The 17,661-nt window shown below is 54.0% G+C and carries 10 protein-coding genes; 7 read left to right on the top strand and 3 right to left on the bottom strand.

Annotated features, from left to right (window positions below; translation table 11 throughout):
- Nucleotides 1–365: 365 nt before the first annotated feature.
- From FDY93_RS15175 to FDY93_RS15165, 3 genes are all read left to right on the top strand, one after another.
- Nucleotides 366–3,419 carry a TonB-dependent receptor gene (locus tag FDY93_RS15175; protein WP_246068597.1) on the top strand — a complete coding sequence of 1,018 codons (3,054 nt, stop codon included), beginning with the start codon at nucleotides 366–368 and terminating at the stop codon, nucleotides 3,417–3,419.
- A gap of 389 nt (nucleotides 3,420–3,808) precedes the next feature.
- Nucleotides 3,809–6,769 carry a TonB-dependent receptor gene (locus tag FDY93_RS15170; protein WP_171019007.1) on the top strand — a complete coding sequence of 987 codons (2,961 nt, stop codon included), beginning with the start codon at nucleotides 3,809–3,811 and terminating at the stop codon, nucleotides 6,767–6,769.
- A gap of 111 nt (nucleotides 6,770–6,880) precedes the next feature.
- Entirely contained in the window at nucleotides 6,881–8,539 is a 1,659-nt protein-coding gene (locus tag FDY93_RS15165; RefSeq protein WP_138236610.1) for an alpha/beta hydrolase, read from the top strand.
- A gap of 80 nt (nucleotides 8,540–8,619) precedes the next feature.
- On the opposite strand, the gene FDY93_RS15160 is transcribed toward FDY93_RS15165, so the two are convergent.
- A complete protein-coding gene (locus FDY93_RS15160) occupies nucleotides 8,620–8,844 on the bottom strand; it encodes a hypothetical protein (RefSeq protein ID WP_138236609.1) in 225 nt (74 codons plus the stop codon).
- Between the two features lie 31 nt (nucleotides 8,845–8,875).
- Here FDY93_RS15160 and FDY93_RS15155 point away from each other — a divergent pair, with 31 nt between their 5' ends.
- Entirely contained in the window at nucleotides 8,876–11,350 is a 2,475-nt protein-coding gene (locus FDY93_RS15155) for a polysaccharide lyase family protein (protein ID WP_138236608.1), read from the top strand.
- A gap of 159 nt (nucleotides 11,351–11,509) precedes the next feature.
- Here FDY93_RS15155 and FDY93_RS15150 read toward each other — a convergent pair whose 3' ends face one another.
- Nucleotides 11,510–12,286: a FadR/GntR family transcriptional regulator gene (locus FDY93_RS15150; protein WP_138236607.1), complete on the bottom strand. Its 777-nt coding sequence runs from the start codon at nucleotides 12,284–12,286 to the stop codon at nucleotides 11,510–11,512.
- A gap of 329 nt (nucleotides 12,287–12,615) precedes the next feature.
- On the opposite strand from FDY93_RS15150, the gene FDY93_RS15145 reads away from it, so the two are divergent.
- Nucleotides 12,616–14,085, top strand: coding sequence for a RimK family protein (locus tag FDY93_RS15145; RefSeq protein WP_138236606.1), 1,470 nt, complete (start codon nucleotides 12,616–12,618; stop codon nucleotides 14,083–14,085).
- Nucleotides 14,086–14,100: 15 nt separating this feature from the next.
- Here the strand turns inward: FDY93_RS15145 and FDY93_RS15140 are convergent, their stop codons facing one another.
- Entirely contained in the window at nucleotides 14,101–14,982 is an 882-nt protein-coding gene (locus FDY93_RS15140; protein WP_138236605.1) for a LysR family transcriptional regulator, read from the bottom strand.
- Nucleotides 14,983–15,106: 124 nt separating this feature from the next.
- On the opposite strand from FDY93_RS15140, the gene FDY93_RS15135 reads away from it, so the two are divergent.
- Complete coding sequence (locus tag FDY93_RS15135) at nucleotides 15,107–15,883, top strand: ferredoxin--NADP reductase (protein WP_138236604.1); 777 nt, start codon at nucleotides 15,107–15,109, stop codon at nucleotides 15,881–15,883.
- Nucleotides 15,884–16,635: 752 nt separating this feature from the next.
- Entirely contained in the window at nucleotides 16,636–17,610 is a 975-nt protein-coding gene (locus FDY93_RS15130) for a sulfotransferase family protein (RefSeq protein WP_138236603.1), read from the top strand.
- Nucleotides 17,611–17,661: the final 51 nt, after the last annotated feature.

Here is a 17,661-nt window from a genome sequence, read left to right as displayed (position 1 = left end):
CAGACTAAATTGGTAAAAAATCATTGTCAACCAATTGTTGTGGCCGGGTTGTGAGGTGCGCATCTTCAGTTATGAAGTTTCGCGATGTTTTTAGGGATTGTGGCTTTATTGTGATCAGAGGTCAGTCCAATTTATGTAATTTTTCTGAAAATTGGTTGACGGGGTGGGTTCTTGGTGAGACTTTTCTCTCACCAGATAGCGGACAGACACGGCAGAGCCTTGGATCTGGTCGGCAGGCTGGGCTTGAGAGACCGCGACGCTGATGAGAAATAAGACGCCAGGCAGGCGTACCTTGTTAATATCCACAAGCGCAGACTTCCTCGGGGGTAACAATGCGTAATAATAATAATCACGCGAATAATGCAATGGCGATTGAAAGAGCGGCGAAGATGACCTTCGCCGATAAAAGAAACTTTAAAAAGTCACTGTTGGTAAGTGCAGTGGCGGCTGCATCGTATATAGGGGCGGCGCAGGCCCAGGAGGTCGCGAGAGGCGATCAGACCGTCGCGCTGGAAGAGGTTGTGGTAACCGGCACCCGCGCGACAATCCAGACCACGATTGATATCAAACGAAATTCCACCACCATCGTAGACGGCATGTCTGCAAACGAAATTGGTGATTTACCTGCGCTGTCCATCGGTGAAGCGCTGGAGAATGTGACTGGTGCTTCTTCGCACCGAGAAAACGGCGGTGCCACCGAAGTCTCTATCCGCGGTATGGGGCCGTACCTGAGTGCCACCACCTTCAATGGGCGTGTCGCCACCAACGGCAGCGGCGATCGCTCGGTCAACTTTTCCCAGTTCCCTTCCGAACTGATGAATAAGATCGCGATTTACAAGACCCAGGATGCGAGCCTGATTGAAGGTGGCGTGGCCGGCCTTATTGCACTGGAAACTCTCAAACCACTGGAGTACGGAAAGCAGCGTATCCAGTTTGATGCCAAGGCGAACATTAATCCGGACCAGGCAAATCTCGACAACCCCATGGCCGGTGATGTCGGTTTCCGCGGTACAGCCAGTTACGTGGACCAGTTCGAGTTCGATAATGGCATGGCGTTCGGTGTTTCTCTGGGTTTTGAGAAGAGTGACATTTCCCAGCCGGAAGCGGAAATGAATTCCTCCAGCCCCAGCGGTACTTCATTGTTTGCCTGTCTGAATGACCCCAATATTACCAACGAGGGCTTCTATCGTTCTGCCGGCGATTGTGAAGATCAGGTTGGTGGTGCCAAGGACCAGGGTTACAACACCAGCGTGGACCCTGAGACCGGTAAGGCAGTAAGTCACGGCAGTCCATATGCCTTTGTTGGCAGTTCGAACGGTTATAAGCAGAACGACACATCCGACAAGCGCGACGCGGTATTCGTAGCGCTGCAGTTTCAACCGAACGACAAGACCGATATCAATTTCGACCTGCAGCAGTCCGAGCGCGTGCAGGCGGAAGAGCGCCAGATTCTTAACTTTGCCAATATGAAGAGGGTGACTCCCGGCGTTACCGCGGGATCTTTAGTTGTGACAGATACCGGTGCGCTAATGAAGTGGGCTGGTGAAACCGCGATCGAATCCAACAGCGAACTCTATTCCCGCACAGAGGATTATCTGGGCTACGGCCTGAACATTTCGTACGATTTTACCGACAAACTGAGCGTGTCGGCCGATTACTCATTCTCCGAGACAACCCGGGATGAACTCCAGGTCGGTATCCGTACGCAATCCGACAAGTACGATATCTACGGCGAGGAAACCGCAGGGAATTACCGCCCACTGGTGTACTGGGACAAGACTTCCGGCATTCTTCAGTACGAAATCACTGATTTCGATGTTAATGACCATTCGCTTTTTTCTGATGCCTACCGTATCCGCATCGACAATGATGTGGATCGACGCAATACCTCGGAAGCGTTCCGTACCGATTTCGACCTGCGAGTTGACGGGAGCTTCATCACCGCGGTTAGTGGGGGACTTCGATTCGCCGAACTGGAATATCTGGACCTGGGTAGCGCGCGTGATGAATACAGTATTTCCCGCAGCTCTGAATCTGGTGCAGCGGCGATCAAGGATATCAACGAGACCTGCGCCATTGAGTTTCCGGAGAAAGATTTCCTGAACAGTGTGAGCGATGGAGATCTGATTACCAGCGTTGATGGGGACGGCAATGTAACCGGTGCTGCCAACAGTTGGGCGACCTTCGATACCCAGTGTGTTTCCGACATGATGCTCGCGTACCTTGGTGAAGAATTCGCCTATCCGGAGCTGCAGGGAGAAACCAGCGATGTAACCGACGTGACGGAAACGACCACCGCGGCTTACGTCATGGCAGATTTCGAGAGTGCTCTGAAAGGTATACCAGTGCGCGGTAACTTAGGTGCGCGGGTAGTTCAGACCGAAGTTGAGTCTGTTGGTTACCGTACACCTTACGAGATTGTTGAAAGCGATAGCGGCGTGTTATCGATGAGACCGATAGCGGATGCCGAGCTCGAGCGGGTGACAGCCGGTGGCGACTACGTGGAAGTGCTTCCAAGTCTGAACATAATTGCTGATTTGCGTGAGGATCTTATGCTGCGCAGCGCAGTGTATCGCGGCATGTCACGCCCGGATCCGAGTGACCTTGGATACAAGCGTACCTTTGATGTAAATACTTCAGAAGAGGTAACCACGGTCGGTGAACTTCTTCGCAGTGTCGATGGTGACGGCAACCCGGATATGCAGCCCCTGATGTCCTGGAACTTTGACGCCGCCATCGAATGGTATCCAAACGACGACACCATGCTGGCCTTTGGTATTTACCATAAAAACTTCCAGGGTGGCTTTGAGACCGCACGTATCACCGAGAGCTTCCTGGTTGATGGTCAGAATCTGAATGCGGATTTTGACATTGTGCGCACCAACGAAGACACCAGTACGATGAATGGCTTCGAGCTTACCGGTACTCACCGCTTCTCCTACCTGCCAGGCTATCTAAGCGGTCTGGGTGTGAAGGCGAGTTACAACTTCGCAGACTCTGACTTCGAGTTCGAAGACAGCCAGTACGGCGATTCAGTGATTCTGGATGAAAACGGCAATGTGGTTTCCCAGAATATCGGCATTATTGCGCCTGCTAATCTTCCTGGCTTTTCCGAGCATGTATTCTCCGGTCAGGTCTACTACCAGATTGGGAACTTCGACACGAGCCTGATCTACAAGTACCGCAGCGAGTACTTCCAGCCTTATACCAGCAACGGAACCCGTCTGCGCTATGTGGGAGATGTTGGTGTTTGGGAAGCGAAAGCTTCCTACCGCCTGACAGACAGTGTGCAGCTCAGCCTGGAAGCGATCAATTTGTTTGATGCACCGAAAGAGCAGTACTTCTTCACTACCGACAATCTGGGTGAAGTGAATAGCTATGGTCCGCGCGTTTTCCTGGGGCTGAAGGCAAAGTTCTAAAAACTATTTGATCCGGTTGAAACAAGGTTCACCCACAGATTTTGAGTGGGTGAACCGGTTAACTTAACCAGACTCTACTGCGACACTAGTTTTTATTCCTACATCCATAAATCTATTACGGTTTTTTTGCCGGAAGTTCGATAAATCTACACTTGTTGATCATTCCTCTGATTGTGAATGGCATAGATATCGTATGGCATTTTAACCGCGGTCGCGGATACTCAGATAACTTTCCGTGAAATTTAATATTTCACAATACCGATAATTACAAGCGCAGGTATGTTTCTGGATATTTTTCCTATGTACTTGCTTTTCGAAGAATCATAAGAGCAGTTCTATAGCCAAATAAAAGATTCTAATAAGATTAAATTGCAAGGGAGATGAGAAAGTTGAAAAGTAAAAAAAACTACATGGATAACAATAGTAATTTGTTCCTCAGTAGGCGGTCTCCTCCACATAGGTGGCCTCCGAGAGTATTGGCGAGTATCGGCCTGACGCTTTGTTGTCCGGCAATTACGATGGCGGACAATGGTCGAGAGATTGATCAGGGTGTTGCCCAGAAGCAAGGTGAAACGATAGAAGAGGTTTCAGTCCAAGGTATACGCGAAGTAGTGCGCAGCTCGATAGACACAAAAATGCGCTCGAGCACGATTGTCGATGCAGTTTCGACGGACGATATCGGCAATTTGCCCGCCATGTCACTGAGTGAAGTACTTGAAACGGTCACCGGTGCTGCCGGTCATCGCGGCAAGGGTGGCGGTAGTGAGATGGCAATTCGCGGACTCGGCCCCTTCCTCGGTGCTACCACGTTCAATGGCCGTCAGGCTAGCAACGGCAGTGGTGACAGGTCAGTTAACTTTAGCCAGTTCCCCTCCGAGTTAGCCAATTCCATCAAAATATACAAATCGCAACAGGCCGATATGGTGGAAGGCGGGATAGCCGGCGTGGTGGATATCGGCAGTGTGCGCCCGTTGGACTATGGCAAACGCCGTGTGCAGGCTGATACCAAACTTAGCTATAGCCCGTATGCTGAAAGCATGGAGAACGGCGATGCCGCAGGGTGGCGGGGAACGGCGTCATACCTGGATCAATTCCAACTTGGATCCATGGGTGAACTGGGATTTTCAATCGGCATACAGCAGAACGAAGTCACCAACCCTCAGGATCGCGCCTACAGCAGTTCAACCTGGAGCGCCTGCGATGCTACGGCAACAGTCTCGCGGGATTCCCGCGGGCGCTACAACCGCTGTACGGATACCGTGATAACGCCTGGTTCTGCGAACAGTGAAAATCCCTATTACCTAGTGCCTAACTCTTTTGGTCTGCGTCAACAGGGCGAAGAGGATGAACGCTCGGCCCTATTCACCGCCTTTCAGTGGCAACCGAATGATGTGCTGGAAGTAAATTTGGATGCGCAATACTCCAAACGCAACTTCACAGAAGATCGCCACGATCTGGTGTTTGCCGACGCCCGCCGTATCGGCCCGGATGCTGTTTATGATGAAAACGGTACATTGCTTGCGTTTGCGGGAACAAGTCAACTCTCCTCGGAAGGGCAGTATTTCGAGCGTTTGGAAGAGTACCGCGGCGTCGGCATTAACACAGCCTGGTTCGTAAACGATCAACTAACGTTGAGTGCGGATCTTTCTTATTCCCACACACTCAGAAACGACGTCAACCGAAGGTCAAGGTTGCGCACCGACGCTCTGGATATCTATGGTAACTCTCTTGCTGAATTCACGGAAGAATACGCCGGCTTTGATGGTTCCGTGCCGTATACCTGGGATATCCGCGGTGGGGATGTCGCCGCTATCGCCGTGGATCCGAGATTCGACCTCAATGACCATTCCTTGTTCAGCGACGACGCACTATTGCTGCGAGATAACACAAGACTTGATCACACCATAGAGGCCTTCCGGTTTGACGGGGCTTATGCACTCGAACACGCATTTATCCGTGAGGTGAAATCCGGTGTGCGCCTGGCGGAAATGCGCTATCAGGATTATTTCCTGCGCAATGAATTTTCGCAGGACGACAGGGCCCTAGACATGGCCGTAAATGAAGCCTGTCGCATCAAATTTCCTCAGGGAAATTTTATGGAGAATGTGAGCGGGGCCGCCATAAATTCTTGGGCCACTTTCGACACTTTGTGTCTGTATGAGCAATACACTGGCACGCAAGACACCGGTCTGCCAGATGAACGTCGCAGCAACAGTAGTCGGGATGTCGTAGAACGTACTTATGCAGCCTACGCCATGGCCGATTTCGCAGTACGTTTGGGGCTGCCTTTGTCAGGAAATTTCGGTGTGCGTTATGTACGCACAGAAATTACTTCAACCGGGCTAAGATCTGGCTTGACGGCGGAACCACTGGGTGATAGCGGAAATATCCAGCTGATTGCCAATGGTGATTTCGAAGAGGTCAGATACAAAAATGACACCTGGGATCTGTTGCCCAGTGTTAACGCCACACTGGAGTTGGATTCGGATCTTCTGTTGCGAGGGGCACTTTACCGGGCTCTGGCGCGCCCTGATCCCAGTTCGCTGGGTGCGGGGCGGGATTTCCAACTAGAGAATGACGATGCCGGATTTTCATCAATTGCTGAAGCAATAGGCGGGGTAACAGCCAATGGTAGCCCCAACCTGCTGCCACTGCGTTCCTGGAATGCGGATCTTTCACTGGAGTGGTACCCCAATGACGACACCCTGCTCAGCGGTGCACTGTATTTAAAACGTTTTCAGGGCGGCCGCGTACCGATCGCGATTGATGAAACGTTCGTTATCGATGGCGAGAGCGTAACGATCCCCGTTACTCAAACAATCACTACCGAAGACGAAAGCACGCTCTCCGGCTTTGAATTGTCTGCTGCTCATAGCTTTGATTATCTACCCACGCCCTTGAATGGCCTTGGCGTAAAGTTGGGTTACAACTACGCGGATACCGATTACCACTCTCATGACATTGTTCTCGGTGATGTTATAGACCCAGTTACCGGTGAAATAGTGGAAGGGATGGTCGATCCCGCGGCGATATCCGGCTACTCCCGTCACTCCGGCTCATTCCAGTTGTTCTACGAAATTGGCGCTGTGGACGTGCAGGCCATCTACAAGTACCGCTCCGACTACTATCAGGATTTTGTGGGCGGTAATTCACAGCTTCGGTATGTGGAGCCAAGTCAGGTTGTAGATCTGCGTGCGAGCTATCGAATCACAAGAAATATTCAGCTGCGTTTACAGGGTGTGAACTTAACTGACGAGCCACGAGTGGATCATATGCCGATTTACGGTAGTCAGCGTGATTACCAGGCCTATGGACCGACGTACTACCTTGGCGTGCAAGTCAGGTTCTGACGATTTATCCGGTGCGTGCTCTGCGCAGGCAGAGAAATCCGGCGAAAGCTATATGCCTAAATGCAAAAGGTGCAAATTCACCATCAATTATAAATTTCTAGGTGAGAACTGATGAGAAATCCAATTTTTACCCGCTCCTGTTATTACCGACGGACTCGTCTGCTACCGTTGTTAATTGTCAATTTTCTGCTCACTGCGCTGTGTGCCGTGGCGTTTGCAGATAATGAGAATAACCGCAGTTTAGTACTCGAGGACTTCGAAGCATATTCTCTCGGGGAAGAACCTCTTGGCAGCGGATTGCGCAGAGTGGAGCAGGTTACTGTGGTCGATGGCGGTTCCGCGTTGAATAGTGGTCATGCGGCGCACTTTCTCGATGACAGTGACCATGTGGGCGTCCTTGAGTATGTCGTTGGTTCTCAGGGAGTTGACACCCTTTTTGTGGAGTTCGATGTTATCAACAACAAGCCCGTCAAAAACAAAGGACCTGCGTCACTGATTTTCTCTGTCGGTCCCTGGAACTCTTCTCAAGGTATCCTGTTGAACGCTGCCGCCCGGCGTGCATTTGGCCTGGAGCTCCATCAATCTGGAAGTGGAAAAAACCTGGGACTGCGGGTTGGAAATTCAATGTTACAGCGTGGTACCTACGATCATGCGAAACCGCAGAACGTCAAAGTATGGGTTAACGACCGGGAAAAGCTGGGTCTTGCCTATATCCGCCCGGATAACGGTGAGGAAGCAATCCTTGACCCGAATTCTTTTGTTGTCTGGATTAACGGACAGTTGATTTCCAGAGAGCCAGCCAGTGGATATCCCATGCTTGCGGCGGTGACCGCCGGTGACGCCGGGATAGGACGTATCGGTTTCAACTCCAGCACCAGTGGCCGAGCCGATTTCACGATCGACAATCTGCGCGTGGAAACTGGTAAAGACCAGACAGTTTCTCCACCGAGCCAGGTGGTCTCTCGATCAGCACGGGATCGGCAGGAAATTACGCCCACCAGTTTGAGTGGCGCTGAGACCATTGCCTACCGCAGCGGCGAAAACTCGATGAATCTTTTTGTATTCAAACCCAAAGACTGGAAGGCAACTGATCGGCGTTCTGCACTGGTGTACTTTTTCGGCGGTGGCTGGACCAAAGGTACACCCGTGAAAGCTGAGTCTTGGGCCCGCTGGGCCGCTGCTCAGGGCATGATTGGCATAGCGCCGGACTACCGCACCCATAACCGCTTCGGTACCAGTCCGCTTGAGTCGGTAGCGGACGGCCGCGCGGCGTACAGCTGGGTAGTCGCGCATGCGGATGAGCTGGGGATAGATCCACACAGGATTGCAGTGGGGGGAACTTCTGCCGGCGGCCACGTAGCCCTGTGGACTGCCATAGGCCCAACGCCGCCTGGTTCCAGCCAGAAGGAGGCCCCTGCAGTCAAACCGGCGCTGCTGTTTTTGAGTTCGGCTGTTACCGATACATCAACAGCAACCGGATATACCCCGAACCGGTTTGGCGATTATGCCGAGGACCTTTCGCCGGTGCATCGGCTGGATGCACAGATGCCGCCGTTGCTGATGTTCCACGCCGTTGACGATGAACTGGTCCACTATTCCACCGCGGTGAATCTTTGCGAAAAGCTAGCGGCTTCGGGAAATCAATGCGAATTGGTATCTGTTCCCCGCGGGGGCCACGGTTACAGCAAAGGCTATCCCGAATGGAAGAGCAGGGTGCGTACGCAGGTCGAAAAGTTCCTCGCGCAGAACAAACTCTTACCGGCCGGCTGAACGGCGGTTCGCTATGGCAACCGTCTGCACCACGTTGTGGAATACATGACAGCGGGTGAAAGGGAAAAATAACAGGTAAATTAAATGATACGGAATAATAAACAGGCTACAGGGCCTGCGAGAAAATGGTTCGTCATTTCTTTGGTTGTGGCTTTTATCTGCGGTTGTAGTGCAGAAAATGAATATGAATATCCGGGTTCTAAAGTGGAGACCCAGCCACCGAGTGACGGCAGCAGCTCAAGCGGTGGCTCATCGAGTGGCAGTTCAAGTAGTGGTTCAAGCTCGTCGAGCAGCGGTGCTTCCACTCCTCCGCCGAATGGTGATCTTCCCGACGATTTGAAGTTTGGATTCCTGATCGACTCGGCAGTGGGCGGAATTGGCTACCGCACCGAGAGTGTTGGCCAGGACTCGCTCGTCACCACCGGTGATGATGGGCTGTTCCTTTACCGCGAAGGCGAGAGTGTCACTTTCTATATTGGAGACCTGAAATTCCCCACTGTGCGAGCGCGGCCGACGATCACGCCGATCGACCTGGCTGGGGGTAATCTACCCGTTGGCGATCAGGTGGTAATCAACATGACCCGCCTGTTGCTTTCACTGGACAAGGACGGCAATCCGAGCAATGGCATTTCCATCGACAATATGGCCTTACAGGCGGGCTACGCGCTTGATTTCTCCACAGACTCCACCACTTTTGAAAGCGACAGTGCGACTCTGGTAGCCAACTCAGGCTCGGGTACTACTTCGCTGGTGCCGGAATCGGACGCCGTAAGCCACCTGCAGGCGTCCCTGGATTCTTCCGTCAACCGACGCGCCCTCGTATCTGCAGATGGTGCGGATACCGATAATGCCTTTGAACTCTTTGCCGCGGCGTTTGGCGGCAATCCGGTTGAGGAGCAAGAGTGTGCCGGCGGGCACAACGAATTTGGTCGCCATATCACCGAAGTTGATGATGAGTTGCTCAATGCGCCGGTGTTTCAGTTCAACATCCACCTGAGCGACGATATCGACTGTTCGACCGGCAAGAGCGACCGGCAACGTCTGGAAGTGAAAACCTACAGTCAATCACCACCGGAACTCCTTTCCAGTGAGGGCGAATGGCACAGTTTCCGTTGGAAATTCCGTCTGCCCGACCAGTTCCAACCTTCGACCCGGTTCACACATATCTTCCAGTTGAAACCCGTCGGCGGTGATGACTCAAATCCGATTGTCAGCATTATCCCGCGCAAGTCCAGTACCAATCGGTTACAGGTAGTGCACGTCAGTGGATCAGAAGAGGGATCTGTGAACAATGTTCTTGTTGAAAAGGATCTGAGCCTGTTCAACAACAAATGGATAGACGCGTTTGTCCGCATACGCAGTGTCGACACATCAGGCTACTTCGAAATTATTCTGCGCGACTATCTTACCCAGGAGACCTTGCTTTCTTACATCAACAACAATATCGATATGTTTCGTACCGGTGCTTCGTTCAATCGACCTAAATGGGGCATCTACCGCAATATTCTCGAAAGCGCAGATCTGAGGGATGAAAGCCTTCGCTTCAATGACTTCTGTATCGCAGAGGGCACCAACACCTGTCCGTTGGACGCGGAAAGTTCCAGCACTGCAGCGCCCCGGTACGATTTCGAGTCGGATTTGCTGGGGGCCGCGCCGGCTGACCCCTTTACCTCGGTCGAGGCGGTGGTTAGCAGCGAACAGGCCAAGTCTGGCAGCCAGGCGGTGAAGCTGTCTGATACTTCCACCACCGACAATGGTAAATTGCGTGTAACCGCTCCGGCGGCAGCAGCCAGTGGCAGCTTCCGGGTCTCCGTGTGGGTTCCGAATAATATGGACACCACCGCTTATCTAACGCTATTTTCCGGAGGAAACTCTTCGGCCTCTAATAAGGTAGCTGAAGCGATTTTGACTTCGGCCGGCGATTTGCGATTGCGCGGTGCTGACGGCTCGCAAAATTCGGTCGGCAGCTACAGTGTTGAGCAGTGGAATGACTTCGAATTCGCATGGGAGGATATTGGAACCAGCGGTAGCTATTCACTGTACCTGAATGGTGTGTTGGTTGGTTCCGGTTATGAGTCGGTGTTGGGTGGCCTGATTCCGGACCGCGTCGAGATAAAGTACGGTACTTCCAGCAGTACCAGTGGAACCAGTATCTTCGTCGATGACATTTCTGCGTTCGCGCGTTGTTTCTCGTGTGAATCCGAAAACGGTGGCGATACCGACGAAACCGCGCAGTTCGATTTTGATGCGGAGCAACTGGGCACGGCTCCCAGTGAGCCGTTCACCTCCGTAGAAGCGGTGATCAGCGCCGAGCAGGCGCAGTCCGGTTCCCAGTCCGTGAAAATTTCCGACACGTTGACCAGCGATGCCGGAAAGTTGCGACTGAGTGCGGATTCCGCGCTCAACACCGGCAGTTTCAAAGCTTCAATCTGGATGCCCGAGGATGCGGACTCGACCCTTTACCTGACGGTGTTCTCTGGTGGTAACTCAGCCTCCGCGAACAAGATTGCGGAAACAATTTTAACGGCGAGCGGAAGGTTATACCGACGCGCTGCGGATGGCAGCCAAGCTGAAGTGGGCAGTTATGTTCCTGGCCAATGGAATGACGTCGAAATGCGCTGGGTGGACATTGATTCCAGCAACAGCTACGCGTTATATCTCAATGGCAACCCGATCGGTACCGCGTATGAGGTCGTTATCGGCGGTCTCGTCCCCGACCGGGTGGAGATCAAATATGGAACAGTCAGTGGTACCAGTGCTACGAGTGCTTATGTGGACGACCTGTCTGTCTATGACAGCCTCGATGAGTAGCCCTGGCCGCCTCTCGGCGCCGACTGTTGGTTGAAACAGCGAAATTTTCCGGAATATTGCCACCGTGCAATATTCCGGAACCGCGCTGGAGAGTCCAGAGGATGATCGCTAGGGAATCCCGGGACCGCTGTCACCCATAAGTCATCCGAAAAACAGACGCTAAAACCCGGTGCCCTCTTCCAGCCGGTCAATGGAGAAGCGTTTTCGCCGCTCGGAAATTTCCCGACGAACCACTTCCACCGCCTTTGCCTCTGAAGCATCGTGCAGTGCATTCAGTGAACGACTGAAATGCAAGCGCATGGCGCGGCGCGCGGCGTTGGCATCGCGAGCCTCCAAGGCCTGCAGGATTGCCTTGTGTTCCGCAAGGCGCTTTTGTCCGTCCTTTCGACATACGGACTTGTGCACATACTGGATATCCGGAGACTGTCCCTGGATATCCCATAATTTCGCAATCGTGCTCATCAGTACACGGTTGTTGGTCGCGCGGGAAATCACTTCGTGAAACTTGCGATCAGCGCGCTCAGAGGTGAGATTTCCCTCCTCGTTCTCGCGCACCATGTCCCGATAGGCATTGCGCAGTTCTTCGAGCTGGTCGTCGGTGATCATGGTCGCTGCCAGCGCAGCTGCTTCGCCCTCAACCAACACTCGCGCCTCGGTCAATTCAAACGGGCTGAATTCCTTGGTGTCGGTAAAGGTATTGACGGGCTCGATGACATAAACACCTGACCCCGTACGTACAGAAACGCGGCCCATAACCTCCAGCGCAATAATAGCCTCGCGAATACTAGGGCGGCTTACGTCGAACATTTCCGACAACTCGCGTTCAGAAGGCAGGCGTACGCCCGGCGGGTATTCACCGCTATCGAGCAGCGCCAGCATCTTCTCCACCACCTGTTGATATATGCGGCGGCTATTGCTCAAAAATGCAGTTTTCATCATGGTGTTCTTTGATATAGCTCCAAGGTTGCAGCTTGATGTTCACAATATCGGGATACTACCACAATTGGTCATACAGGCAATTGCCACTGGTATGATGGCTGCTTGTGACAGATCGAGTGACGGATTAGTCATGTCGGCGGTGGAGGGTGACGGCTGGCATGCGGCGTGCGTTACCTAGCGGTTTCCCAAGTGCGGAATAGAGCCTTAAATAGTATTAGGCAGAGGGGGCAAATTCTTCTATCTTTCGCAGATCAAACGGGCCATTTCAGTCCCTTCGCCGCCCACACAACACCACACATTTCTATACCGAGGCGCATCCCTTATTCATGTCCCAGGTCCTTATTGTGATCGACAAGCCCGAAGACTGGGCTCCCTATTACCCCAGTGAGCGGGTTATTACTTTTGCGGATTACCTTGCGCTGCCCGCGCGCCAGCAGCGGGTGCGCGTGATCAACCTTTGTGGCAGCTACGACTACCGCAGCGAGGGCTACTATTGTTCGCTGCTGGCGGAGGCGCGCAGCCACAATGTGCTGCCGAGTGTGCGCACCCTCAATGATTTGGCATTGCCGCAGTTGTACAAACTGCAGTTGGCGCAGGCAATGCCCTCGCTGGCAAAGTTGAAGCCGCCAGCCTCGGGTGCTGAGTGGGTGGTGAAGTCTTACTTCGGCCGCTGCAGCGAGCCGTCCCTGCAACCGCTGGCGCGGGTGCTGTTCGACCGCTTTGCCTGCCCGGTCCTGGAGATCCATCTGCGCGCTGATCCCCAGTGGGAGATCGTCGAGCTGAAAGTGTGTTCCCACAAGGAACTGAGCGAGTCGGAAGAGACCGAGTTTGCCGAGGCGCTGGACAACTTCAGCAACAAGGTCTGGCGCCAGCACCGCAAGCCGGCCAACAGCCGTTACGATCTGGCGATCCTGGTGAATCCGGAGGAAAAATTACCGCCTTCCGACGGCCCGGCGATCAAAAAATTCGTCAGTGCCGGGCGCGAACTGGGGTTGTCGGTAGAGTTGATCGGACCCGGAGACTACATGCGTCTGTCGGAATTCGACGCACTGTTTATTCGTGAGACTACCGCCATCGACCACCACACCTATCGCTTTGCCAAAAAGGCGGAAGCAGAAGGCCTGGTGGTATTGGACGATCCGACCAGCATCATGCGCTGTACTAACAAAATCTACCTCGCTGACCTGTTCGAAAACAACAAGGTCCCGGCGCCGCGCACTCGTATCCTGCGCCGTGGCGACGAGGAGGGAATCCGTCAGGCGGCGGCAGAATTGGGCCTGCCGATGGTGGTGAAAATCCCCGATGGCGCCTTCTCCAAGGGCATGGTGAAAGTGAACACGGAGGCCGAGCTCGGTAAGCTGGATGAGCTGTTTGCCGAGTCGAGCCTGCTGCTGGCGCAGGAGTTCCTGTACACGGAATTCGATTGGCGCATCGGTGTGCTCGACAACAAACCGCTGTACGCGTGCCGCTACTACATGGTCAAGAACCACTGGCAGATCTACAGCCACACCAACAAGAAGAGCGTCAGCGGTGGGTTCGACACATTGCCCACCTTCGAGGTGCCAAAAGCGGTGCTGCAGGCCGCCATCAAGGCCACTAAGCCGATCGGCCGCGGTCTTTACGGGGTCGATGTAAAGGAGTCCGCCGGAAAGGGCTATGTGATCGAGGTGAACGACAACCCCTCTATCGACAGCAGTGTGGAAGACAAGTATCTGGGCAAGGAACTGTACCGCCTGATTCTCCAAGAGTTCATCCGCCGTTTGGAGGCCAGGCGGGCTGGACAGCAGAATGAATAAAGACCCAATACCCGCTCACGCAATCTGTCGGCAGAGCTCCAGCCAGCGCTCGATACCGGCGCTGCGGTACTTTTGCCGATGCAGGGCGAAGTAAAATTCGCGGCGAAAGTCCCTATGCGGTACGGGCAGCTCAACTAGTGCGCCTCGCTTGAATGCATCGGTGAGGGAAACCCGCGACAGGCAGCTGATGCCGAGACCGGCTTCCACCGCGCGTTTGATTGCCTCTGTGTGTTGCAGCTCAAGACGGATGTTCAGTTCCGGCAATAATCCGGCCATGGCGCGCTCGAAGGTCTGGCGAGTGCCGGAGCCGGTTTCCCGCAGAATCCAGGTCGCCGCTTTCAGGTCCTCGTCGTCAAGCCGTGGGCGGCTCGCCAGCGGGTGCTCCGGTGCACAGAACACCACCAGTTCGTCATTCCGCCAGGGGATCATCTCCAGGTCGGGGTGATTGAGTTCACCCTCTACCAGTCCAAGATCCAGCTCGAAACTGAGTACCCGCTGTGCCACCGCCGAGGTGTTGGCCACTTCCAACTCCACCCGTGCTCCTGGCTGTATCTCCATATAGCGGGCCATGATCCCTGCCGCCAAATAGTTGCCGATGGTGAGCGTTGCGCCGATTTTCAGGCGCCCGAGGTCACCGTGGGCCAGCAGCGTGTCTTCCAGTTCCCGCGCCCGTTCCAGCAGTTCCTCTGCCCGCGGCCACAGCTGGCGCCCCAGCTCGTTCAGGCGCAGGCGTTTTCCGGTCCGCTCGAACAGACGCAGGTCGAACTGCTGCTCGAACTCTTTCAATGCGGTCGATGCGGCGGACTGGGACATGTTCAGGCTCTCGGCGGCGCGGCTCACATTCTGGTGATGGGCGCAGGCGAGAAAGACTTCCAACTGGCGCAGGGAATAACGCATAGGGAGGGTCGACCCTTCATCAAACTAATAGATAAGGAATATCGAAATATCCCATTTTGCCTATAGATATACCAGCGCTAGAATTCACCCAGCAAAAAGGTCAGGAATAAGTGGTTCTATAGTTATGTCAAATTTGAATAAGGAGACGGTGCTCGAAGTCCATCACTGGAACGACACCCTTTTCAGCTTCAAGACCAGCCGCGATCCGGCGTTTCGCTTCGAAAACGGCCACTTCACCATGATCGGCCTGGAACAGCCGAACGGCCGCCCCCTGCTGCGCGCTTACTCCATTGCCAGTGCCAACTACGAGGACGAGCTGGAGTTTTTCAGCATCAAGGTGCCGGATGGCCCGCTGACATCCCAGCTGCAGAAGATCAAACCGGGTGACGAAATCTTCGTCGGTCGCAAGCCGACCGGCACCCTGGTGGCGGATCACCTGTTGCCGGGCAAGCGCCTGTGGCTGTTGTCTACCGGCACCGGACTCGCGCCGTTCATGAGCATCATCCGCGACCCGAGCGTGTACGAGCGCTTTGACCAGGTGATCCTGACCCACGGCGTGCGCTATAAATCCGAGCTGGCGTACCAGGATTACATCGAGAAAGAACTGCCGGAACACGAATTCTTCGGCGAAATGGTACAGCAGGGGCTGTTGTATTACCCCACTGTTACCCGCGAGGCCTACCGCAACAACGGCCGCCTCACCGACCTGATGCTCTCCGGCAAGATTTTTAGTGACCTGAATCTGCCGAAACCGAACCTCGAAGAAGACCGTTTCATGCTGTGCGGATCACCGTCCATGCTGAAGGACCTTACCCGTATCCTCGATGAATGGGGCTTCAGAGAGACCCGTGCAGGCGTTCCCCACGAGTACGTTATCGAGCGCGCTTTCGTCGAGAAGTAAGCGGCAGGGCAGGGCAGCGGCGTCGGTACTTTGAGGTAATCGCGTGAAGGATTGCGCAAGGACAGAAACGGAATTCTGTATTTCCAAGTGTCGACCCCGGTGCCCTGCCACTTGCCCGCACAATGCGGGCGCCGGCCGGTGAAAGGGCAAATTCTGTTTAATGACCACCCAGCGGGTGGTTTTTTTGTGCGCGCCAGCACCACACCCCCGCATAGCACCGTCGGGCTGATCGCGTTGTCAGTTCAATCGGGGCCGACTCTTTGGTGAGTCGCAAAAACTGACGTAAAGCTTTTGAATTGTCACGATTCCCTGATAAAGTGTGACGAATGTCTCGACCTGCCCCGTTATTGTCGCTGGTCGTTCGTTGCGCTGTTTTATTTACCTGTTTATAACGGTGCTTGTTATTAAGGGTGCTTGGTGTCGAACTCCGAGTCGGACCGAACACAACAGCTTGTGCAAGGATTGCATGCAGTTGATCAGGGACTGGTCAGAAAGGCTATTGATCGATAGCCTGCCGGCAACATTCGCCCCCATTCCCCTTTCCAATCCCGCCTGACTGTTGTCTCAGTCGCCTTTGCTGATGCCTGCGTCGACCCCGGTCGTCCCATCCTCAGCATCCCGGAATTAGCCGGTTCCGGGGCGAGGCCTGTGCGCCCCAAATATGCCGTATTAACGGGCATTCACCGCGCCGCTTGCAAAAGCAGTGCGGGCGCTGATCTACGGTCCCTAAAATTTTGTGACGTACAGAGTACATGGATATGACTCACGAGAATTTTCTACCGCATCAGGAGGCGCTTGAACGCCCGGTGTTTATTGTGGGTCCCCTCCGCTCCGGCTCTACGCTATTGCGCTTGCTGATGGATCAACACCCGGATACCAATGTGTTTGGTGAGTTTGAAGGTGCCGTGTCTCAGGCACACGGTGACCAATGGCCAACGATGCCGAGCTATTGGCACTTTGTTAACAGCGACAGACAAACCCGGGCGCTGGATCTGGAGATCGACCAGAGCCTGGACTACCCGGCGCTCGTTCGGGATTTTCTGCGACAGCTTCATCAGCGCAAGCCCCGCAGACTGATCGGTGCCTCCGTTCACTCGCGTATTGATCTTCTGCCAAAAATATGGCCGAAAGCGCGCTACATCAACCTAATGCGCGACCCGCGCGATGTCGCAAAATCTTGTATCGGAATGGGCTGGGCGGGAAACACCTATGAAGGTGCCTACTTTTGGCAAAAGGTTGAGCAGCACCGCGCCGCCCTCAACGCTCAGGTGCCCGGAAGCCAGCGCCTGGAGGTTCGCTATGAGGACCTTGTGAGCAATCCGGAAGCAACGCTGAGTCGGATTTGCGACTTCCTGGAAATTAACTTCGATCCAAAAATGCTGGAGATTGAGGGTAACACAAGCTATAGCTGCCCATCCGCAAAGTACGCTAATCAGTGGCAGGGAAAAATGTCTGAGCGGGATATCCGCTGGGTTGAGTTGCGCCTGGGCGGGCAGATTGAGGCGGCGGGCTATGTTCGCCACAAACCAGCGCATTCTTCGCTCAGTCTCGGCGAGCGTATCTACATTTTTGTCCAGAATCGCGTTTACAAAGCCAGATATCAGATCAAAAAATGGGGTTTTGGACTCTGGGCCCAGTACATTCTGGCACGCAAGTTGCGAATACAAGGATGGCAGGACCGCGCGCGTGAAAAAACCAACGCCATCGACATTCAATATCTCAAGTAAATCCTTCTGTCGAACCCCGTTTGCCGCCTGAACGCAATTGATTGCCCGGGC

Origin of the sequence: Microbulbifer harenosus (assembly GCF_005771435.1) — a bacterium.
Classification (GTDB): domain Bacteria; phylum Pseudomonadota; class Gammaproteobacteria; order Pseudomonadales; family Cellvibrionaceae; genus Microbulbifer; species Microbulbifer harenosus.
The sequence above is the reverse complement of the archived record's forward strand: the minus strand, read 5'-3'. Positions and strand labels throughout refer to the sequence as shown.

Bases quoted from the DNA above. Each gene is read 5' to 3' on its own strand.
- FDY93_RS15175 (WP_246068597.1), top strand. From the start codon at position 366: ATGGCGATTGAAAGAGCGGCGAAGATGACCTTCGCCGATAAAAGAAAC.
- FDY93_RS15165 (WP_138236610.1), top strand. From the start codon at position 6,881: ATGAGAAATCCAATTTTTACCCGCTCCTGTTATTACCGACGGACTCGT.
- FDY93_RS15150 (WP_138236607.1), bottom strand. From the start codon at position 12,286: ATGAAAACTGCATTTTTGAGCAATAGCCGCCGCATATATCAACAGGTG.
- FDY93_RS15145 (WP_138236606.1), top strand. From the start codon at position 12,616: ATGTCCCAGGTCCTTATTGTGATCGACAAGCCCGAAGACTGGGCTCCC.
- FDY93_RS15140 (WP_138236605.1), bottom strand. From the start codon at position 14,982: ATGCGTTATTCCCTGCGCCAGTTGGAAGTCTTTCTCGCCTGCGCCCAT.
- FDY93_RS15135 (WP_138236604.1), top strand. From the start codon at position 15,107: ATGTCAAATTTGAATAAGGAGACGGTGCTCGAAGTCCATCACTGGAAC.
- FDY93_RS15130 (WP_138236603.1), top strand. From the start codon at position 16,636: ATGGATATGACTCACGAGAATTTTCTACCGCATCAGGAGGCGCTTGAA.